Genomic DNA, 22,118 nt, shown 5'->3' on the forward strand with positions numbered 1-22,118 from the left:
ACACTAGACAGAACGGTTAAAAAAACTCCGAAATTTTTTTGTATTCCGTGTCAGATAATCCGTGAACCAGAAGTCTACATAGTAAATCAACAAATCACGAGGAGTTTTTGCGATGGATCACTTGATTATCAAGCCTAAGTCTCATGAGGAACACGACCAGACAGAAGACGAGATTTTGGTAGAGCAGGCAAAAGCCGGAGATCAGGAGGCATTCAGCGAGCTGGTCAGGCGTCATCGCTCCAAAGTATACGGCTATGCACGATCGTACACACAAGAAGCCTTTCTTGCCGAAGACATCGTTCAGGATGCCCTTATTCGCGCCTTTTTGCATCTAGGAACGTTGGTGGACAGCCGACGTTTCCTTCCTTGGCTGCACCGGATTGTGCGCAATCAGGCGTACACACGGCTTTCGAAGGGTTCGCAAAAAAGGGAAACTGTCTTCTCGAGTCTGGGCAAACAAACGCAAGAGCAGGAACCGACTGACTGGGAGGACCTCGATAGTATTCTGCACAGGCTGGGACGGTCTTGGTCGCACTCTGCGCAGAACACCAATCCCGAAGAGGTCATGGTGCGGCGTGAACTGTTTGAGACGATCAGGAGCCTGCTGTACTGCCTCAATCCTCGGGAGAGACGCATTGTGGAATCTCACTTTTTTGACCATTTGGCCCCTCATGAGATCGCCCACATGTTCCAGATGTCCCAGGCTAATGTCTACCAAGTGCTATCCCGTTCTCGCAAAAAACTGATTCAGGAAAAAACTCGTGTCGTTGTTGATCAATACATGAAGACGAGAAAGGTTGCGGGATGTATGAAACAAGCAGTATTGAATAAACCAGAAGCATTCACTATGCCTACTTGGGTTACTTGCGCAGCAGCACTATACGGAATGGTAGAGTCGACCGAACGAAAAATGTCTTTGCCTATGATACTTGGCCTGAGCGGGCATGCCTTTCGCTTGACGATCGTTCCTGAAAATATTCATATTGCGGGCCCGACGATGTTTCACTTTCAGCGAGTCTTGCAGCAGGGTTTGAAAAACATGGGCTTTGAATCTCGTGCCGTTACCTCGTATCATCTTTCCTGCGAACCAAGCATGAATGCCAATCAAGTAGAACCGTCGCTGCTCAGCCCGGAAGCACGCCAGAAGCGTCAGCTGTCTGTCCTCTTGCCAGAGGCATTGGAGCTGGTTCACCGCTCCATCGACAAAGGGCACCCTGTGCTTGCTTGGGACCTGTTCATGCCAGAGTTCGGATTGATCTACGGCTATAATGATGAAAAAAGAGTATTTTACGCAGGAGACAACTGCCGAAACGACAGTACCATTCCCTATGAAAACTTGGGGCGGGGTATCCTCGAGGAGCTTTTTGTCCTTGCCATCGACCGTGCGTTTCCGATCGATCAACGTACGATGCTCGCAAATGCCCTTCAATCTGCACTCGTTCATTATCGTGGAGAAGAACCGCAGGACGCGAGCTGCGTCAATGGTCTAGCCGCCTATGCTGCTTGGCAGGAAGCCTATGAAAAGGGAACGGTTGAGTCGAATGGCAACGCGTATACGACTGTGGTGAACGGGGATGCACGTCGCTACGCCTCTCTTTTCTGGAGCGAAATCGTTGATACGTGGACAGATTCTGTGTTTGATGAGGTTCGCCCACTGATGAAAGAAGCGGCTAGCTTGTACGGGGCGATTGCTGATGACTTAGACAGGTTAAGCAAGCTTTTCCCGTTCCCGGCTGGAGGCGAGCCGAACGATGCGGAGCAGGGTAAGCAGGCTATTGCGTTGTTGCAGGCGATTGAGCGAAATGAGCGGGCTGCCGTATCGGTACTGGAACAAATTCAGATGGGACTCATTGCAAATCAGGCATGCACATAAAAGGGACAGAAAAAAGAACGCAGTCAGAAAAGCTGCGTTCTTTTTCGTTCGAATTTATTCCTCGTATTCATCCCATTCAAGTGTGCCGTTTACAGCATCGATGTAAGGGGGATTTATCCATGCATATTGCATGCCCGGCTTGGCATCTTTCCCTTCCAGCACATAGCCCAATTCAAGATGCTCAGGAGTGAAATACTGCTTTTTGACAGCTTCTGGTGTCAGTGCCGTTTTCGGATCTGGGACCTTGACCCCTCTAAAATTAAATGGGGTACTGGATACCTCCAAAATATGACCAGCTTAATCCGTCGTACTGGATACCTCCAAAATATGACCAGCATAATCCGTCGCCACGTATATGCCCGTTCCATTTCCCAATAGCTCCAGCCCATTTAGTAACTTTGGATAATAAACAATACGGTATATTGCTAACGGATCAGTCAAAACTTCAGAGTCTACTTCTTCAACAGCGTTCGATAATTGAGGGGAGCCTATTTGTTTTCTTTTGTCTGCTCCCAATAACTCAAGCACTGCTTTTTCTGCCCGTTGCAAAATAACCTCGTCTGTCGCAATTTCCCCTTGCTTCCAAATAGGAAAACTAGCGCTGTACATGAACAGCTCTCCAGTTTTGCTGTCAAAGACAACAGTGGCACCCATGTCATTGGATTCGGGACTTCTCAGATAGAGCTTTAACAGTTTTTCATCCATCTCACTTTTCACAATCGTTCGTTTCGTCAATGCTTTCAATGCAGGCTCCAGCTTTTCTAAAGCAGCTACGATCTGAGTGGCCCGCTCCGGGAGCTTTTCCTCGCTTTTTGTAACAGTTGCAATGTGGCTAGGATGGATTTCAGGACTTGCAGCCAAGGCTGTTCCACTTGTTCCTGGCAACATCATTGCTATTGTCAATGCGATTGCTGTGCGTTTTCCATTTCGTTTCATTAAAACTTCTCCTTCTTTCTTAATCCCCTATCTCGTCCCACGTAAACGATCCGTTTACGGCATCGACAGTTGGCCAGCCTTTGCTGGTATCGAGTTTGTAGGCAAGAATGGGAGCATCATAATCACTAGATGTCGGCCAGATGTAAGTCAGCTTTACCGGTACATGTTTGGCGAAAATTTCAGCAACCTGCTGGCCTGTAACAGACGATTTGAGCACAGGATATTTACGAGCCTCTGTAGGCACTGAGGCTAGGAACTCTGCGACTTGTCCCTTTTTGGGCTCAATTACTACTCCGTAGGAATACTCCATGACTGGTATACCATTTTGTTTCTCGAAAAATAAAAAGCCGTACTGTTCTGCCGATTTCTCTTTCTCTTGTGTTTTATCCTGATTCGGATTCATCGCAAAAGCCAGTGGCTCATCTGGTTTCACCCGTTCATACATTTCAACCTGCCAATCGGCTGTTTTGGCATATGGCTCCAGGAAGGCAATCGCCTTTTGCAAGGACTGTTCTTTTGTGAGTGGGGCAGGAAGATTGGGGATATGCGTCCAATTCAAATAACCGCCAATTTCTCCTGATAGTTGGTCTACCACTACAGAAGCGTAATTGACTTCAACATAGTTCGCCCAATAATGATTGATTATGCCGTCCTGCTCCTCCTTTCGATAGGTCGAATACGTCTTCTTCGTATCTATTCCAAACAGGCGCTCTAAAATTTGTGTATCCGTTGCGTTTTTCTCAATGAATGGCTTTGCCTGAGGCTTCAAGGAAATATTTTTTAGATCAGCAGCATTTAGCTTGCCTTCCCCATTTTCTTCCCCCCATCCATCAACGATCTGCTTGCCTGTCAGTGCATCAAATACTGGAGATGTTCTTAACTTATACGCTAATCCAGGCTTACCTTCACTGCCTTCCCATACATAACCATGCTGGATACGTTCAGGTGTAAAAATCTGCTTCTGGATTGTCTCTTTTGCGACAGCTTTTTTCGGGTCACCAACCTGGATTCCTTTCAAATCGAGTGGTTGATACGAGATACCGATTAAATGACCAGCGGAATCCATATCTACATCTATGCCGAAACGCATTCCCTCTATTTCCAGACCGTTCAACAGAATCGGATAATAAACATTCCGGAATTCAATCGAATCTTCCACGATGGTTGACAATTGAGGGGCATCCGTCATACTTCGCTTCTTCGCCCCAAGCAACTCCTCAACGGCTTTATCGGCTTTTTTCAAAATGGCCTCATCTGTTGCTTTTTCTGTCTGGTCCCAAATGATAGTGGCAGCCTCGAAATCAACCATTTCCCCGCTATTGCGATCAAAAACGATATACGCATCCTGGTGTATGTTGTCTGGATGGTGCATAGTCAAGACCACTTGATTTTCATCTTGCTCGGAAACGAAAACTTCCCGAACTGTCAAAGCTTTCAAAGCAGGCTCCAGCTTCTCGAGAGCAGCAACAATCTCTACCGCACGAGCTGGCAGCTTTACTTCGTCTTCGGATTGAGTTTCTTCATTTTTCAAGATCATCTCCGGACTTGCAGCAAATGCCTGGGCACCCGTTCCCAGCAGCATGGTTGTCACTGCAAGAGCAGCCGTTGCACTTTTCCAATTTTGTGTCATAAACGTTTCTCCTAATCTGTTATGATGATAGCTACGCATTCTATCTTACTTTTTTTCCACTATTTAGCATAGACCACAGCACAAAAAAACAGCACTCTCCCTTTACAGAGAAAGTGCTGTCGTATGTTTTGCCCTACAGGCTGTTCAATACTTCCTGAATCAACTTGTTTACCATTCCCGGGTTTGCCTTACCTTTGGTTTGCTTCATGACCTGACCGACGAAGAAAGCTGCTGCTTTTTCGTTTCCAGACTTGAAGTCTGCCACGGCTTGCGGGTTGGAATTGACCGCATCGACGACAACTTGACGCAGAGCGCCCTCATCGCTGATTTGGACGAGTCCTTTTTCTTCGACGATCTGCTTCGGCTCTTTGCCGGTCTCTACCATCTCTTTGAAGACGGTTTTGGCGATTTTGGAGGAAATGGTTCCATCCTCGATCAGCTTGATCATCTCACCCAAGCCTTTTGGTGTCATTTTCACATCGGCAAACACCAGGTTGTTGGCGTTGAGGTGTGCCAACAGGTCAACCATCAGCCAGTTCGCTACTGACTTCGGATCTGCTCCTGTTTTCACAGTCTCATCAAAGAAATCAGCCGTCTCCTTGGAGATTGTAATGACTCCGGCATCATCCTTGGACAAGCCAAACTCGTTTACATAGCGTGCCTGACGTGCATCTGGCAGCTCTGGAATGGTTGCGCGAACCGCTTCAATCCACTCCTCGGAAATCTGCATGCGAACCAGATCAGGGTCTGGGAAGTAACGATAGTCGTGCGCTTCCTCTTTGGAACGCATCGTCAACGTCTTCTTGTTCGCTTCATCCCAACGGCGCGTTTCCTGAACGACTGTACCACCAGAAGAGAGGATCTCTGACTGACGCAACACCTCGTACTCTAGCCCCATTTGTACATTGCGGAAGGAGTTCATGTTTTTCAGCTCTGCTCTGGTTCCGAATTCCTCTTGATCGTATGGACGGATCGAAACGTTGGCGTCGCAGCGCAAGGAGCCTTGTTCCATACGGACGTCAGATACTTCCGTGTATTGAATGATTGCTTTCAGCTTTTCCAAATACGCACGCGCTTCTTCTGGCGTACGGATGTCTGGCTCGGAGACGATCTCTAAGAGCGGCACGCCTACGCGGTTGAAGTCAATCAAGGATTCTGCGCCAAAATCACTGTGCGTCAGCTTGCCCGCATCCTCTTCCAGATGCAGACGAGTGATCCCAATGCGCTTCGTCTCCCCGTTTACTTCGATGTCGATCCAGCCATTGTAGCCGATTGGCTGGTCAAACTGCGAAATTTGGTACGCTTTTGGCGAGTCTGGATAAAAGTAGTTCTTGCGGTCGAACTTGGTCTCGCGGGAAATCTCGCAGTTGAGGGCGAGTGCTGCTTTCATCGCGAATTCTACCGCTTGCTTGTTCGTTACAGGCAGTACACCTGGATGTCCCAAGCAAATCGGGCATGTATGTGTATTCGGCGGTGCACCAAATTCAGTCGGGCAGCCGCAAAAGATTTTACTGTTGGTCGATAGCTCGGCGTGAACCTCCAAGCCGATGACGGTTTCGTACTTGCTCATGCTCTTACCCCCTCACCCATTCCGGTTTGCGCCCGTAGAAGCCTGCTGTTTGCTCATACGCATGGGCTACGCGCAATACGGTGGATTCGTCAAATGCACGACCTACGATCTGCAAACCGATCGGCAGACCATTTTTGGAGAATCCGCACGGCACGCTGATCGCTGGCAATCCCGCCAGGTTTACAGGAACTGTGCAAATATCTTCGAGGTACATTTTCACCGGATCGTCTACGTTTTCGCCTACTTTGAAAGCCGTAGAAGGCGTAGTCGGATGCAGGATCACATCGTAGTCGGCAAAAATGTTGTTGAAGTCCTGAATGATCAGGGTACGTACCTGCTGTGCCTTTTTGTAGTAAGCGTCGTAGTAACCAGACGAGAGCGCGTAGGTTCCTAGCATGATGCGGCGCTTCACTTCTGGGCCAAAGCCTTGGCTGCGGGATTCCTTATACAGCTCGATCAAGTTTGCCGCATTGTCTGCACGTACACCATAGCGTACGCCGTCAAAACGAGCCAAGTTGGACGAAGCTTCAGACGAAGAAAGGAGATAGTAAGCTGGCACCGCATATTCCGTGTGTGGCATGGAAACCTCGCTCCATGTAGCACCCATGTTCTCCAGCTGCTTCAATGCTGCCAGAACAGCATCGCGAACCTCAGGGTCAATCCCTTCTCCGATCAACTCTTTCGGTACCCCGATACGCAGTCCTTTTACATCGCCAGTCAAGGCAGACAAGTAATCTGGAACTTCTACATTGGCAGAGGTAGAATCATATTCATCATGGCCCGCAATCGCTTGCAGCACATACGCGGAATCCTCTACGTTTTTCGTTACAGGCCCGATCTGATCCAGCGAGGACGCGAACGCGACCAGCCCAAAACGGGATACGCGTCCATACGTAGGCTTCAAGCCGACAACGCCACAAAAAGCAGCAGGCTGACGGATGGAGCCACCTGTATCAGAGCCAAGCGTGAAGTAAAAATGACGTGCAGCCATTGCTGCCGCCGAGCCACCAGAAGAACCGCCCGGCACATAGTCAGTGTTCCACGGGTTTTTCGCTGGGAAAAATCCGGAATTTTCGTTGGAGCCGCCCATTGCAAACTCGTCCATGTTCAGCTTCGCAACAATTACCGCATCGGCATCCTTCACCTTTTTGGATGCAGTCCCGTCGTGGACAGGATCGTAGTTCGCCAAAAATTTGCTCGCGCAAGTGGTGCGGATGTCTTTTGTAACTAGGTTGTCCTTCAGTCCAGCAGGCAAGCCGTAGAGAAGCCCCAGCTCCTCATTTCCTTTGACCAGACGCTTGTCCAATTGACGGGCATGAGCCAAGGCTCCCTCTTCATCTACATGCAGGACGGATTTGATTTCTCCATCATGCTCCTTGATGCTCGCGATGGAAGCCTGCACCAGATCCGTTACCGAAAGCTCTTTTGCGCGCAGGGCGCTATGTATCTCAGACAATCGCTTGTCAAACAGCGACACAGTGGGTTCCTCCCTTCTCGTTATCCAGTGGGTTATTCGAATACAGCCGGTACTTTAAACTGTCCGTCTTCGTGATCCGGTGCGTTTTTCAGCACGTCCTCACGCGGCAGTGACGGTCTGTTTACGTCTTCGCGCATGACGTTTTTCACGTCTGTAGCATGGCTGGTTGGCTCAATATTGGATGTATCGAGCTCATTTAACTTGGCAGCAAAATCAAGAATCGCATTCAGGTCTTTTGTGTACCGCTCCGCTTCTTCCTCAGTGAGCTGCAAACGGGCCAAATTAGCTACGTGTTCTACTTCTTTGCGAGTAATGGCACTCATTCTTTCCACCTCCGAATCGTATCACATAACTTTGATCTTACTTGAAAAGAGCAGGTTCAGTCAATTTTCGTAGGGATTTCAACAGGGAAAACAAATAATGTTCTCGGCAAAAAAATATTGATCGATTGTTCGCCATTAAAAACTTTGTCTGGCTGTTGTGGTGGGGAGGANNGACTCCATGCAAAAAGCGAAACCGCGTCCAAAGTAGTCCTTTCAGGATGTGTTTTCAGAGGTGGACGCTTAAGAGCGTGTTTCGCTTTTTGCATTCCGTCTCGGTCGGTGTACCAAAGATCTTCGCTTTTTTCTCCTGTTTCCTCTACAAGCGATCAGTGTTAAACGGGTCTTAAAAGACTTAAAAGATGGAAGAATGTAATCAGTTACGCCAGAGAAGAATATTTCCAGACGTAGCGACTTGTGGAGTCCTACCGAGCGGAGAAGCGATTGGCGGGCAAAAGAAACGCAACGTGCCCCTACTACGAAGCGGCTACCACTTTTGCGTTTCCCCGTTAATCGCTTCGGAGCGGACAGTCTCAGCCCCCAGCAGGACGGAGCCTGGAGCCTAGACTGGAAATATTCTTCTCCTCACCACAGCCACATCTACTAAGAAAAACAAGTCCAAGGCATTTGCCCTGGACTGTGCGTCTTCTATCGTTTGCTATTCCGCCTTCTTTTTCGCCAAGGCCTGCCCCATCAAGAGAGGCTTCCCTTGTTCAACGCCTGTTGCCCAATCGAGCTCGTTGGACTCCAACAGCAAAATGACGGTTGATCCAAATTCGAACCAGCCCAGCTCCGCCCCTTTTTCATAGCGAGGGGTCTCAGCAATCTTCTCGTGGGTTTGACGACCGTGCTTGATGTTCGTCGTAGCTGTGTTGTAGCAGACCTTCACGCTGCCTACAAACAAAGCCCCTACTTTAACCAAGGCCATATCGCCCAGGTCGTCTGTTTTGATGTGAGTTACCAAGCGTTCATTGCGGGCAAACAAACGGTCTACGTTTTCAATCCCGAGCTGGTTGACTGGATAGAGTCTGCCAGGCAAATAGCAGTAACTGCTCAAATCGCCCGCTACTGGCATATGAATCCGGTGGTAGTCTCTTGGACTCAAATAAATCGTGATAAATTTACCACCGTAGTAACGCTTGGCCTCTTCCTCCGAACCGCCCAACAGCTCAATCACACTGAACGCTTTTCCCTTTGCTTGAATCAAGGTACCTTCGCAAATATCACCTAACTGCGATACGGTTCCATCTACCGGGCTGACAATCGTATCTGGTCCAGGTGCAATCGGTCTCGCTGCGGGCTTCAGGCGTCGGGTAAAAAACTCCTTCAGCGTACGGTATTCCGAAGCCGGCTTTTCTATGATAGACGTATCAATTTCATAATGCTTTATGTATCGTTGAATCGCTAATCGACTAAAGGGAGTAGCGGTAATTTTACCCATAGTCCGTGACATCGCGTTTTGTGGCAAGCGATGGATGAGACCTGGGAGCAGCTTTTTGCCCATAAGAAATGCTCCTTCGTAAAACAACAATACCCTTACTTTACCACTTCTGCTAACAGCCAGTAAACCCCGCACTATTACCAGCGGTTCATCATTTTCTTCGACGGTCTTGCTATACTATAATCATTCTAACAAGCCAACTATCAGTGGTTGTTCGAAAAGTCGACTTTTTGAACACACATTATCAGGAGATATCGGTTATGGTGAAGAAGCTCGATTTTACTACACTCGTCAGTCAACATGGTGATATTCTAACCAGTCTATTCGATCACATGTCGGACATGTTCTTTCTCATGGCTGTCGAACAAGCTGCGGACGGGGAGTATCAGTTCCGCTATGTCTTAATGAATCCATCCGCTATGCAAAATGCCCAATTGTGCGAGGAAGCATTCGGAAAAAGGTTTGAAGACGTTTATCCTCATGAGAAAGCCAGCTTATTGCAGCACATGTACACACAGGCAGTAAAAAGCGGGAGTCCGATCCACTTTACCGCCAATGGTGACATCATTGGTGAATCCATTCTTTCTCCTGTTTACGATAGTAACGGCGTATGTACGCATGTATTTTCCATTACCCGCGATGTTACTGAGCGAACGAACCTGGAGTCACAACTGGCCTATATGGCGTATCATGATGTGCTCACCGGATTGCCCAACAGGCGTCTTCTTTCCGAAAAGCTCCGGCAAGCTCTGAAAGCCGCCCAATCAAAACAGGAGATGGTCGCTGCCCTCTATTTGGACTGTGATCGCTTTAAGGAAATCAACGATACGTGGGGACATGACACAGGAGATCTGTTTTTGCAGATGCTGGCTACGCGCCTCAAGTCATCTGTTCGTGATGGAGATATCGTTGCACGGTTGGGTGGAGATGAGTTTGTCATCATCCTAACAGGCATTCACTCCGAACATCAGGTCGAAAAAATTGCCAACCGCATCATGCTTGCGACGCAAGAACCATGGATGATTGAGGATCGAGCCATACCGTTTTCCACTAGTATAGGCATTGCCCTCTACCCGGCATCGGCAAGCGAAGCTGAACAACTGTTGAGCAATGCAGACAAAGCACTTTATCAGGCCAAAAAAACAGGGCGTAATCGATTCTCTTTCTTTGACTCCATTGATTATTGACTGTAAAACAAAAACACAGCCAAGACGGAGAACAGCAAGCTCACCACATACAGGATCATGACGGTTTGCTTCGTAGACAACCCCCTAGACAGGAGTCGATGATGAACGTGCCGACGATCCGCTTGGTACATGGGAGAGCCTGCTAAAAGCCGACTGATGATGACCTGTATGGTGTCCATGACGGGCAAGCCTACTGCCAGCACAGTCACGACTAACGAAATGAGCGTTGCCCCTTTCATCGTTCCTTCCAACGAGATAACGCCAAGAGCGAATCCCAAAAACATCGATCCCGCGTCACCCATAAAAATTTTCGCCGGATAGAAATTAAAGCGTAGAAAAGCAAGTGCGGCACCTGCCAGTGCGACTGCCAATAATGCCGTTAATTCCTGACCTTTGATCATGGACAAAAAGAACAATGTCACCGCTGAAATCACTGTAGCACCTGCTGCTAGTCCGTCCACACCATCCAAAAAATTCACCATATTGATCAAGCCGACAATCCACAGGACGGTCATCAGCAGGGAAGCAAGGATTGGAAAGGAGATATACGTCCCGTCCTCTCCCCCCAACCACATCAAATTGATTCCACGAAAGCGAATGTCCATGAGGAATGTCATCGTAGCTACCAATAGCTGCACAATCAGCTTCGGCATTGCGGGAAATTCTTTTTTCTTCGCCTTGTACGTATCGTCTACCCATCCAATGGCCACCAGCATGGCCCCTCCAACTGCCAAAACTGCAACGGTTTTTTGCGCCCCTGCAAAAAAAGTTGACACCAATAAGAGACCGACGAACATCGCCAGACCACCAGATAACGGGATCGGTCTGCTATGTCCCTTTCTCCCCTTTGGCATATCCAACAGCTTTGTTTTCCAGGCCAGCCAATTCGCTACTGGCATCAACAAATACACAACAAAAAACGAGGAGAGTCCTGACACGATATAAGTAAACAGCTACCCTCACCTGCTTTGCCCTTCATTTTGTCTTTAGTGTGGACAAAATGGGAACAAAAAAGCCGCCCCTGTAAAAGAGGCAGCCTTTTTTATTGTGAAGCTTACAGTTTTTCGGAAACCATTTTTGCTTGTGTGAAGAGCAGGAGGTAGTCTGGTCCACCCGCTTTGGAGTCTGTACCGGACATGTTGAAGCCTCCGAATGGATGTACACCTACCAAAGCGCCTGTGCACTTGCGGTTGAAGTACAGGTTACCTGCATGGAACTCTTCGCGAGCGCGCTCCAGGTTTTCACGGTTGCGGCTGATGACAGCGCCAGTCAAACCGTACTCAGTGTTGTTCGCGATTTCCAATGCATGATCGAAATCGTTCGCTTTCGTGAAAGCTACCACTGGGCCGAAGATTTCTTCTTGCATGATGCGAGCTTGTGGATCTACATCTGCAAACACAGTTGGCATGATGAAGTAGCCAGATTCTGGGCCTTTTTCGCCACCTGCAACCAGTTTGCCTTCTGATTTACCGATCTCGATGTATTCGAGGATTTTGTTGTATGCTTTCTCGTCAACTACAGGACCTGTGTAGAAATCGTTGGTTCTGATGTCGCCTACAGTCAGTTGTTTTGTCAGTTCTACTACGCGGCCCAATACTTGATCGTACACGTCTTGGTGAACGATGGCACGGGAGCAAGCGGAACATTTTTGACCGGAGAAGCCGAATGCAGAAGCCACGATGGACTGTGCAGCCAATTCGATATCGCTATCGTTGTCAACCACGATGGAGTCTTTACCGCCCATCTCAGCTACCAAACGCTTCATCCATTTTTGACCTGGACGGTGTTTCGCAGCCAGCTCGTTGATACGCAGACCTACGTCACGGGAGCCTGTAAAGCTGATGAAACGTGTCAGGTTGTGCTCTACGAGGTAATCGCCGATTTCGCTACCGGAACCTGGTACGAAATTCACAACACCAGCTGGTACGCCAGCGTCTTCGAGGATTTCCATGAATTTCGCAGCGATAACTGGAGTCGTAGAAGCAGGCTTCAATACGACCGTGTTACCTGCTACGAGAGCTGCTGTCGTCATACCAGCCATGATCGCCAGAGGGAAGTTCCAAGGCGGGATTACGATACCTACGCCAAGTGGAACGTAGTACAGTTCGTTGTCCTCATCCGGGATACGTGGCAAGTCATGGCGCTGGGACAGCTTATCCATTTGACGGCCATAGTATTCCATGAAGTCGATTGCTTCTGCTGTGTCAGCATCAGCTTCTGCCCAGCTTTTTCCTGCTTCTTTTACGAGCCAAGCAGAGAACTCATGCTTGCGGCGACGCAGGATTGCTGCTGCTTTATACAGATAGCGGGAACGTGATTGTGCAGGCACTTTTTTCCATGTTTCGAAAGTGCTAGCAGCTGTTTGGATCGCTTTTTCAGCCAGTGCTTGGTCAGCCTGGGAAACAACGCCCACTACTTGTTCTTTATTAGAAGGGTTGAAGGAGCTGGATTTCTTTTCAGTTGTGATGCGTTCGCCGCCGATGATAAGCGCATACTCACGGCCAAGCTCACTTTCTACCTTAGCGAGCGCTTCTTCAAATGCCTTTTTATTTTCTGGCAGACTAAAATTGGTGAACGCCTCGTTTTTGAATTCCACTTGCATCTGTGACGCCTCCTTATCGATATCTTCCATGTTCGGATCACTCATAAAACATATGCAAGGATCATACCAATAAAACAATTAAAGGCTCGACTCTATTAGTGTTTGCATTTTTGCCGAAAAATCACCGCCAAGATTCAAGAAGTATTTCGAACACTTTTGTACACACACCGCTCATAACTTTACACTTTTGTTCAACTCGCTATCTTTTGTGTACAAAAAAGCACCTGAATTACTCACCTTCTCAGGCAATCATTCGGGTGCTTGTTGCTTTTCCTTATTGTCGGTAAATATGCATATACGGCTCACCACTTGTCGGTCGAATATAGAGCGACAATGGTTTGTTCATCGACTGTACGTACAGGTTTACGTGAACGTTTTTGTCGAAGAGCTGATTAATACTTCCTGCTGCAAATTGAGTAAACTGCAATACCTCTGTTCTGGAGTCATACTCTGCCGTAGCTGTGATTGTCATTTCCGTTAGCCTGCCATCCATGAAGCGCCCCAGACCAGTCATCCCGATGTACTCACCGAAATAACCCTTGGACTGGCGCATGAGCTTATCGTACTGCAAGGACACCTCTGGGTACTTCTTCTCGGCCTCTGGGCTCGGGAATAGTAAAAATTGCTCTTCAATCTGCAACCACTTAGATACAGTCGCTTCATTCGCCCCTACTGTTCCTGACATGATAAAGTTCCCAGGCACCAGGGAAGAATTCGCTTCTGGTACTTGATACATCAAAATCAATATCGGAACCTGCGGGCTGTTGGCACGTACAGACTGCACAATACGAGCTGCGACCTGCTGACCTTTTGCCTGCAATTCCTGCGTCGTGTACACCTTGTCTTGACCGGTTGCATCCTGGTAGTTGGGCGAGAGTGATAAGCCCAACACCATGCCAGCCAAGCTCTTATCCTTTTTACTCAGGTAATCGTGCTCCAACACGTGTACCAGAATCCCACTCTTCTTTTTCCCGTTTGCTCCGCCCGTCTTTTCCTGTGCGATCCACTGGGTTACTTGCTCCTTTTTCACCACTTGACCTTCTTGGAAATAATAATCGGACGTCGGGAACGTCTCCCGGGCAAACTCCATCAGGCCTAATTCAAGGTGACTGAAATCGATGCGATATCTCGTATCAGCAAGCATTCCTCGTGTCTGGTTCGGCTGGTACGGGGTAATGCTGCCGTAGTAATCCTCAGATACTTCTACTACCTCCGACAAGGACGGTGTAGTAGGCTCAGGAGCTTTGTCCTTGCCTCCAGGTATCAACGAGCAGCCAGTCAATGCCATCACAAGAAGTAAAGCTGTCAAGAACCTGCATCCTGTCAAAAACTTCACTTTCATAGATTACTCCTTTTCGTATCCAAAAGTGGGCGATGTACAAATCATTCGTTCCACTTGATCCATCGCTTGTCTTCGAGCTTGTAGATCAATGCCGATTCGCCAATTCCCACCCATTTTGTGTTCTCGCCACCTGAAGCAATGACAATCAGCTTTTCTGGTGAGCGAGCATCAAGCAAACGCCATTCGCCCTTGATTTTTTCATAGATACCTTGTTCGGTTGCGACAGCGAGAGTGCCAGTTCGTCTGTTTATGGCGAGCGAATAGATCTGCTGTGCTCCGGGAATCGCCTCTGTCTTCCACTGCCCCTCTTCATTATAGAGCAAGCTGAATTGGGCCGCTACATAGAGACGGTCTTGTTCTGGATCAAAGTCCATGGCAAATACTTCCTGATCCATTGGCTGCCACAAGCTCCATGATTGGGCCTCGTCCGTCGATTGATAAATGCCTTCACCCGAGACAAAGGCAAACAGACGCACTTCGTTACCTTGGCGACTCCCCACAAAGCTGCTGATATTCGCAGGCTCTGGCAACCCATTGTTGACAGAAGTCCACTTTTTACCGCCATCTGTTGAATGAAGAACCCCATCAATCCCACCGACAAATATTTGCTTCGGATCATCCGGGTCCACAAACCAGCCTTCGATTGTATACTGCTCTAAATCTGTCGAGAGAGATCCCCACGATCCACCACCAGCCGAGCTATACAGCCCTGAATTGGTACCAACCCATATTTGACGAGCATCATCGGTCATCATCAGATTGTGAATGGTTGCTCCCTGCTCCAATACGTCCTGATAGGTCAAGTTCCCTTGTAGAGCAGCAGCTGTAACTGTTGGAGGATTCGTATTGATTTGTTCACTGCCAGTACTGCTGCTACTTCCACAGCCAACCATTTGCAGCATGGCTATTGTACCGATTCCCCATTTCAGGAAGCTATTCATGCTCTTCACGTCCCTTCCCTTACTCATCCGTTGTCGCCACCGTTTTCTTAGGCGTTGCTCTCCAATACTTGCAGGAAGCCTGCTTCGTCCATAACAGCCACGCCTAGTTTTTCTGCCTTCTCCAGCTTGGAGCCGGCCTTCTCGCCTGCAATCACCAGGTCTGTCTTCTTGCTGACGCTGCCTGTTACCTTGCCACCCAAGCGCGCAATCGCTTCCTCTGCCTCCTGCCGCGACATTTGCGTCAGTGTGCCGGTCAGAACGATTGTTTTGCCTGAGAATGGGAGGTCTGTGCCACTTTCAATGCGGATTCCTTTGTACTCCATGTTCACTCCGGCCGCTCTCAGTCTCTCAATAACAGCCTGAGCCTGCGGCTGTGCGAAGTAGTTCACGAGACTCGCAGCCATTTTCGGCCCGATCTCATCGATTTGCGTAATCTCTTCTTCAGATGCCTGCATAATGGCATCGATATTGCCAAAATGCTCTGCGAGAACACGTGCCGCCTTGGCTCCGACCAAGCGAATGCCAAGACCAAACAATACGCGCTCCAGCGAGTTCTCCTTGCTCGCCTCAATAGCCGCGAGCAAATTATCTACAGACTTTTCACCCATGCGCTCCATGCCCAGTAGAACATCGCGCTGCTGGTGCAAGAAATAAAGGTCAGCGACACTGTGGATAATACCGTCGCGATATAGCTGTGCGACCACTTTTTCCCCCAAGCCGTCAATGTTCATGGCTGTTCGGGACACGAAATGAATCATGCCTTCACGGATCAGTGCCGGACACATTGGATTGATGCAGCGCAGAGCTACTTCTTCTTCCAAGCGTACCAGCTCACTCCCACATTCCGGGCAATGCGTTGGCATGGCAAACGGTACTTCATTTCCAGTGCGACGCTCAGGCAAGACGGCGATAATCTCCGGGATAATGTCCCCTGCTTTTTTGACGACAACATGATCGCCGATAAGGAGACCTTTTTCCCGAATAATATCTTCGTTGTGCAAGGAAGCACGCTTCACGGTCGTACCTGCCAGACTGACTGGCTTCAATAAAGCAGTCGGGGTGACATTCCCTGTACGACCCACAGATACTTCAATACCTTCGAGAATCGTAACCGCTTCTTCAGCAGGGAACTTGTATGCGATAGCCCAACGCGGACTTTTCGCAGTAAATCCGAGCTCCTCCTGCTGAGCGTAGCTGTCGACCTTGATCACCATGCCGTCGATTTCATAAGGCAAATGAGGACGTTTCTCTGTCCAGCTTGTAATAAAAGCGAGCAGTTCATCGATGTCGTCAAATACACGTCGCTCCTTATTCACCATGAAGCCGAGCGTCTCCAGCAAATCAAGCCCTTCACTGTGCGATTCCACTGTCTCTCCCTGCAAATCGCCAATGCCGTAAATAAACGTATCCAGCTGACGGGATGCGGCAATCTTCGGATCGAGTTGACGGAGCGAGCCTGCTGCGGAATTACGCGGATTGGCAAATAACGCTTCTCCACGCTCCTCGCGCTCTTTGTTCAGCTTTTCAAAAGCTCCTTTGGACATGTATGCCTCACCGCGAACCTCAAGGGTTACCGGCTTCGTCAGGCGCAAAGGAATGGAACGAATCGTTTTCAGGTTTTGTGTGATGTCTTCGCCTGTTGTTCCGTCTCCACGTGTAGCTCCACGGACGAACAGCCCATTTTCATAATGAAGGGACACGGCCAGACCATCAATTTTCAGTTCAGCTACATATCGGACAGCCTGACTGCCAACGGCCTGACGCACTCGGCGGTCAAAATCCCTGATATCCTCTTCATTAAAGGCGTTGCCAAGACTGAGCATCGGTGTCTTATGAACGACCTTTTCAAAGAAAGGCAGCGGTTCTCCCCCTACGCGCAAGGAAGGAGAATCAGGTGACTGCAAATCAGGGAAGCTGGTTTCAAGCTCTTTTAGCTCCCGCATCAATTGATCGTATTCCTGGTCAGAAATCTCAGGTCGATCCTCTTCATGGTAAAGACGGTTATGCCGCTCAATTAGTTTCGCTAATTCTTTTATTTTTGTTTCCGCCGTCAATCGATCCATCTCGTTCATCCTTTCATACTCATACCTGTTCAAAAAGTTGGCTTTTCAGCACCGAGATAATGGCGAGAACCGCACGAAGGAGGAGCGGAGTGTAGGTACCTACATGAGCACCGGACTTCGAAGGTGAACGCCATTATCGATGCGAATAAGCTTCCCGGACTGCTTCGTGATCAAAAGACGACTTTTTGAACTACCTTTTTTGCGATTGGCTGTATTTGCATATGCACACTATCCTTTTTGAATAGGGGCGAACTTCGCTAATAGCTTTTTAATGCCAGTCGGACTTGGGAAAGCAATGTCGAGCTCCATGTCGTCGCCCGTTCCTTTTACTTTGACGACCGTACCGTTGCCCCATTTGCCATGCGCCACTCTATCGCCAACCTTCCAATCAACGCCTGCTCCTTGACCGTGTCCAGGCAGTTTTTCACCCGCCGGACGGGTAAACGTAGCAGGTGTGCTGCTTGCAGTTCGCTGACCCATGCCAAATTTCGAAGCAGAGCCTGCTTGTGAGGAGGACGCTCCAAACGGTCTTGCTCCCGTATCACGTCCGAATGCACTGCCATCACGCTGTCCGAACGCACTGCTGCGTCCACCGCCGCCGAAGCCTCGGTCTGCTGTCGCTGGATTTCCTTCCAACAGCTCAGCCGGAATTTCTTGCAGGAAGCGAGACGGCGCATTCACATTGGTCCGTCCAAACAACGTCCGCATACGGGCACATGTCATGTACAGACGTTCCTCCGCCCGTGTAATTCCCACGTAAGCCAGACGGCGCTCTTCCTCCATCTCGGTATCGTCAAACAAAGAGCGGCTATGCGGGAAGACACCTTCCTCGCAACCAACCAGGAACACGACAGGGAACTCCAGCCCTTTGGCGCTGTGCAAGGTCATTAATACGACCTGCCCCTCTGCCGATACTTCCTCCTGGGCACCGTCATCCCCTAAGGAATCAATGTCTGCCACCAGCGCGAGGTCGGTCAGGAAGGCAAGCAAGCTCTTGTCTTCATTTTTGCGCTCGAACTCCTGGGTTACAGACAGGAACTCCTCGATATTCTCCAGGCGTGCCTGAGCTTCTAGTGTTTTTTCTTCTTTTAAAGAATCGCGGTATCCAGAGCGCTTCAGCACCTCTTCTACCAGCTCAGTCACACTCAAGTAATCGGTCATTTGCATCAAATTCGAGATGAGATCATTAAAGGACAGGATCGCATTTGTCGTGCGTGAAGGCAGCCCCATATAAGCCGTCTCCTGAATCGCTTGGAAAAGGGACTGACCATTTGCGTTCGCATACGCTTGTAGTTTATCGACTGTCGTATCCCCGATATTACGCTTCGGTACGTTGATAATACGCTGCAAGCTGATATCGTCATCCGGATTGGAGATGAGACGCAAATAAGCCAAGATATCTTTAATCTCTTTGCGATCGTAGAACTTGGTTCCGCCGACGATGGTGTACGGAATGTTCGACTTGATGAAAACTTCCTCCACCACGCGGGACTGTGCATTCGTCCGATACAGGACCGCAAATTTGTCGTAGCGCTTGTACTGTGCCATCTGCTTGCGAATCGTATCGACAATAAAATACGACTCGTCATGCTCGGAATCTCCCTGGAAGCACATGATCTTGTCGCCGCCCGGATTCTCCGTCCAGAGCTTCTTCTCCTTGCGCAGCTTGTTGTTGGCAATGACCTGGTTCGCCGCCTGCAAAATCGTTTTGGTGGAGCGATAATTTTGCTCGAGCTTAATGAGCTTGGCTTCCGGATAGTCTTTTTCAAAGTTTAAGATGATCGAGATATCTGCCCCGCGCCATTTATAAATACTTTGGTCAGCATCCCCTACGCAGCATACATTTCGAAACTTGTCTGCCAGCATGGAAATCAAAAGGTATTGCGCCCGGTTGGTATCCTGATACTCGTCAACGTGTATGTAACGGAATTTCTTTTGATAAAACTCCAATACTTCCGGCACTTCTTTAAACAGACGAACCGTCGTCATGATCAGATCGTCGAAGTCCAGCGACTGGTTATTTCTCAGCTTTTTCTGATAAGCCGTGTAAACCTTGGCTGCCACTTGTGCAAATGGATCGCCTGCAAGACGCGTATAGGTTTCTGGATCGGTCAGCTCGTTTTTCGCTCCGCTGATCGCAGCCAAAATCGAACGCGGCTCATACTGCTTCGGATCGATGTTCAATTCTTTTAAACATTGTTTGACGACAGACAACTGGTCACCCGCATCCAAAATGGAAAAGCTGCGATTGATACCGAGTCGGTCGATATCCCTGCGCAAAATCCGCACACACAAGGAGTGAAATGTCGACAGCCATGCATCCTGCGCTGCTGCTCCACCAATAATGGCAGCCACACGGTTTTGCATCTCCCGTGCTGCTTTGTTGGTGAAGGTGATCGCCAAAATGCTCCAAGGCGCTACCTGTTTGGCACTGATCAGGTAAGCGATACGCTGTGTCAGGACTTTGGTCTTGCCGCTACCCGCACCGGCCAGAATCAAGACGGGGCCTTCTGTTGTAAGCACTGCTTCCCGCTGCTCCGGGTTCAGGCCTGCTGTGAAACGATCTGCAAAAGACATATGTATAAATCCACCTTTCCACGTTCCCTAGACGAAAGCATATGTTCCTATTTTCGCACAGATCGCAGTGGAGTTCCAGTTCGTATCACGAACAGGAAAGATCATCCTTTCGGCAGCAAAGGCTCGTACATCAAATACGCCCGATTCTGCGTCAGCCATTCTTGCTCCACCCATTCTCCTTCCAGCGAGTAAACATCACGGTACAATTCATTCTTCCGTTCATACCCTCCCCAAATTGATGGGCGGATCTCATGTTCTTTCTCGATAATGACATACGTCCGTGTCGGTGGTATGTCTGAACGCCATTCCCCTACCAAATGTGTATCGGTCAGGTAGACATGCAGTTGAAAGGGCTGATGCGTCTGGTTGGCGATTTGCAGATCCAGATAGTTATAGAAACAAGTCGCTCCACTTCCGAACGGCTGTGTCCGATTCGAATCGGGAAAAACATCGTAGCTATGTCGATGCCGTTCCGTCACTGTCAATGTCGTATGCAGGGTCATCCAGTACAGCAGATTCGAGAGCTGACAAAGTCCTCCGCCAACTCCGGCTGTGACGCGTCCCTGTGAGAGCAGCATGCCCTCTACATAGCCTTTGCTACGGGTCGGCTTGCCAATCTGCTTCCAGTACGAAAAGGTTTCTCCGGGATGAATGATCAATCCGCCTAGTCGCGCAATCGCCAGACGCAAGTTGATCACTTTGTTGTGCTGCATCCACATTTCCACGTTCTGCAATGGGCGTAACAAAATCGTTTGATGAGAATAATGGACATAACGCAACAATTCGCTTCTTTTCTCATGAGCGAACCTCGTTTGACCAAATGTCCATTGTACATACCTTTTCCAACGAAAATAAGCCATGCCTGCTGCCAGACGCCACTTTCCCCGTGCGATCGGTTTCATTGCCCACCCCGACTTCCTGATTATTACAATAGACGCAGGAGTTTGGTAGGAAGTTGCGGTCGGGGACTGGGGAGTCCCACACTTCTTACACTTTTGTAAGCGAGACGTAAGCAAATGCCATTTCTCCTCAATCCCCGTATGAGCTAGGATAGGAAAAGTGCGCGATCGGACGACTAACAACGAGAGAAGGAAGTGATGGGATTGAAAGAAAACGCACCTACCATGAACCAACGAATTGATACATTAGATACCGTACGGGGCTTCGCCTTAATGGGCATTCTCCTCGTCAACATCGTGGCATTGCTGTATGCACAAACACCCGAAATAGGAAGTGTGGACCACTGGCTGTTCCAGTTTTTCAATTTCTTTGTGGAATCTCGCTTCTTCGAGATCTTTTCCTTCTTGTTTGGCGTGGGCTTCTATATTTTCATCAGTCGGGCAAAAGAAAAAGGCGCCAACAGCACCGTTTTGTTCATTCGCCGTCTGATTGCGCTACTCGCTCTTGGCTTTGTGCATAAAATGTTTCATCCTGGCGAAGCACTCTTCATCTACGCCATCTTCGGATTCATCTTATTGCCTTTTTATCGATTGAAGGCGCGAACCAATCTGATCATCGGCCTACTACTATCTATCGCTGTTTGCGCTACCGGCTTCAAGCCGCTTTTGGTGCTTCCGTTGTTTATTTTAGGACTTGCTGTCGGACAGTACGGAGTATTTCAAGATATTCCAAGGTTTTTGCCTGTGATCAAAAAAGTGCAGGGAGTAACCCTCGTACTTTCGTTACTCGGGTTGTATGTACAATACCAGCTGACTCCAGCCGATCCGTCTATGGCTGGTGCGAACCTAGTTGTGGATGAAACGATATCGGAAGAAACACTTCAGCAGCTAATGAACTACACGATTTCCTTGACCTCCACAGGTCTTGTCATGGCTGCCTTTTACACGGCGACTTTAATCCGGGTACTGCAAAACAAAACCGCCCAGACCATTCTCTCTCCGCTGACCAGCTACGGTCGCATGGCTTTGACAAACTACGTCGGTCAAACTGTGTTGATCGTTGGTGGAAGCTATTTGTTCGATTGGTTTGGCAATCTCGGCTACCTGCAAACGACACTGATCTGCCTTGGTATCTACGTGGTGCAAATGGTATTTAGCGCACTCTGGCTGGCTGTCTTCCGCATGGGGCCACTTGAGTGGGTATGGAGATTATTTACGTATATGAAAATCACACCGATCCAAAAATAAACAATCGAAGAC

Annotated in this window: 17 protein-coding genes; 3 read left to right on the forward strand and 14 right to left on the reverse strand. The window is 48.9% G+C overall.

What is annotated here, in order from left to right; translation table 11 throughout:
* The first annotated feature begins 112 nt into the window (after nucleotides 1-112).
* A complete protein-coding gene (locus tag C7R93_RS29260) occupies nucleotides 113-1,873 on the forward strand; it encodes an RNA polymerase sigma factor (protein WP_106842087.1) in 1,761 nt (586 codons plus the stop codon).
* Between the two features lie 54 nt (nucleotides 1,874-1,927).
* Here C7R93_RS29260 and C7R93_RS30875 read toward each other — a convergent pair whose 3' ends face one another.
* The 7 genes from C7R93_RS30875 to asd form a co-directional block, all read right to left on the reverse strand.
* On the reverse strand, nucleotides 1,928-2,158 hold the full coding sequence (locus C7R93_RS30875) for a hypothetical protein (protein ID WP_244191689.1): 231 nt from the start codon (nucleotides 2,156-2,158) through the stop codon (nucleotides 1,928-1,930).
* Between the two features lie 12 nt (nucleotides 2,159-2,170).
* On the reverse strand, nucleotides 2,171-2,809 hold the full coding sequence (locus C7R93_RS29265) for a hypothetical protein (protein ID WP_244191690.1): 639 nt from the start codon (nucleotides 2,807-2,809) through the stop codon (nucleotides 2,171-2,173).
* Nucleotides 2,810-2,828: 19 nt separating this feature from the next.
* Complete coding sequence (locus C7R93_RS29270; RefSeq protein ID WP_106842088.1) at nucleotides 2,829-4,439, reverse strand: hypothetical protein; 1,611 nt, start codon at nucleotides 4,437-4,439, stop codon at nucleotides 2,829-2,831.
* 133 nt (nucleotides 4,440-4,572) lie between these two features.
* The gene (gatB, locus tag C7R93_RS29275; protein WP_106842089.1) at nucleotides 4,573-6,009 is read right to left on the reverse strand and encodes an Asp-tRNA(Asn)/Glu-tRNA(Gln) amidotransferase subunit GatB; all 1,437 of its coding nucleotides are present in this window, start codon (nucleotides 6,007-6,009) and stop codon (nucleotides 4,573-4,575) included.
* A gap of 4 nt (nucleotides 6,010-6,013) precedes the next feature.
* Complete coding sequence (gene gatA / locus C7R93_RS29280) at nucleotides 6,014-7,486, reverse strand: Asp-tRNA(Asn)/Glu-tRNA(Gln) amidotransferase subunit GatA (protein WP_106842090.1); 1,473 nt, start codon at nucleotides 7,484-7,486, stop codon at nucleotides 6,014-6,016.
* A 32-nt stretch (nucleotides 7,487-7,518) separates the two neighbouring features.
* Complete coding sequence (gene gatC / locus C7R93_RS29285; protein ID WP_007717539.1) at nucleotides 7,519-7,809, reverse strand: Asp-tRNA(Asn)/Glu-tRNA(Gln) amidotransferase subunit GatC; 291 nt, start codon at nucleotides 7,807-7,809, stop codon at nucleotides 7,519-7,521.
* 655 nt (nucleotides 7,810-8,464) lie between these two features.
* The gene (gene asd, locus C7R93_RS29290; protein ID WP_106842091.1) at nucleotides 8,465-9,310 is read right to left on the reverse strand and encodes an archaetidylserine decarboxylase; all 846 of its coding nucleotides are present in this window, start codon (nucleotides 9,308-9,310) and stop codon (nucleotides 8,465-8,467) included.
* Nucleotides 9,311-9,507: 197 nt separating this feature from the next.
* On the opposite strand from asd, the gene C7R93_RS29295 reads away from it, so the two are divergent.
* Nucleotides 9,508-10,434: a diguanylate cyclase domain-containing protein gene (locus C7R93_RS29295; RefSeq protein WP_106842092.1), complete on the forward strand. Its 927-nt coding sequence runs from the start codon at nucleotides 9,508-9,510 to the stop codon at nucleotides 10,432-10,434.
* Here the strand turns inward: C7R93_RS29295 and C7R93_RS29300 are convergent.
* From C7R93_RS29300 to C7R93_RS29330, 7 genes are all read right to left on the reverse strand, one after another.
* The gene (locus C7R93_RS29300) at nucleotides 10,428-11,333 is read right to left on the reverse strand and encodes an MraY family glycosyltransferase (RefSeq protein ID WP_244191691.1); all 906 of its coding nucleotides are present in this window, start codon (nucleotides 11,331-11,333) and stop codon (nucleotides 10,428-10,430) included. The two genes, C7R93_RS29295 and C7R93_RS29300, sit on opposite strands and share 7 nt — an antisense overlap.
* 155 nt (nucleotides 11,334-11,488) lie before the next feature.
* Nucleotides 11,489-13,036, reverse strand: a complete 1,548-nt coding sequence (gene pruA, locus C7R93_RS29305; RefSeq protein WP_106842093.1) for an L-glutamate gamma-semialdehyde dehydrogenase — start codon at nucleotides 13,034-13,036, stop codon at nucleotides 11,489-11,491.
* A gap of 274 nt (nucleotides 13,037-13,310) precedes the next feature.
* On the reverse strand, nucleotides 13,311-14,378 hold the full coding sequence (locus C7R93_RS29310) for a CamS family sex pheromone protein (protein ID WP_106842094.1): 1,068 nt from the start codon (nucleotides 14,376-14,378) through the stop codon (nucleotides 13,311-13,313).
* Between the two features lie 41 nt (nucleotides 14,379-14,419).
* Entirely contained in the window at nucleotides 14,420-15,346 is a 927-nt protein-coding gene (locus C7R93_RS29315; protein WP_106842095.1) for a WD40/YVTN/BNR-like repeat-containing protein, read from the reverse strand.
* A gap of 20 nt (nucleotides 15,347-15,366) precedes the next feature.
* Nucleotides 15,367-17,382: an NAD-dependent DNA ligase LigA gene (gene ligA, locus C7R93_RS29320; protein WP_106842096.1), complete on the reverse strand. Its 2,016-nt coding sequence runs from the start codon at nucleotides 17,380-17,382 to the stop codon at nucleotides 15,367-15,369.
* A 228-nt stretch (nucleotides 17,383-17,610) separates the two neighbouring features.
* Entirely contained in the window at nucleotides 17,611-19,959 is a 2,349-nt protein-coding gene (pcrA, locus tag C7R93_RS29325; protein ID WP_106842097.1) for a DNA helicase PcrA, read from the reverse strand.
* A 101-nt stretch (nucleotides 19,960-20,060) separates the two neighbouring features.
* Nucleotides 20,061-20,861: a VanW family protein gene (locus C7R93_RS29330; protein WP_106842098.1), complete on the reverse strand. Its 801-nt coding sequence runs from the start codon at nucleotides 20,859-20,861 to the stop codon at nucleotides 20,061-20,063.
* Nucleotides 20,862-21,056: 195 nt separating this feature from the next.
* Here C7R93_RS29330 and C7R93_RS29335 point away from each other — a divergent pair, with 195 nt between their 5' ends.
* On the forward strand, nucleotides 21,057-22,106 hold the full coding sequence (locus C7R93_RS29335; RefSeq protein WP_106842099.1) for a DUF418 domain-containing protein: 1,050 nt from the start codon (nucleotides 21,057-21,059) through the stop codon (nucleotides 22,104-22,106).
* The last annotated feature ends 12 nt before the right edge of the window (nucleotides 22,107-22,118 follow it).

The organism is Brevibacillus fortis (assembly GCF_003013395.1).
Taxonomy (GTDB): domain Bacteria; phylum Bacillota; class Bacilli; order Brevibacillales; family Brevibacillaceae; genus Brevibacillus; species Brevibacillus fortis.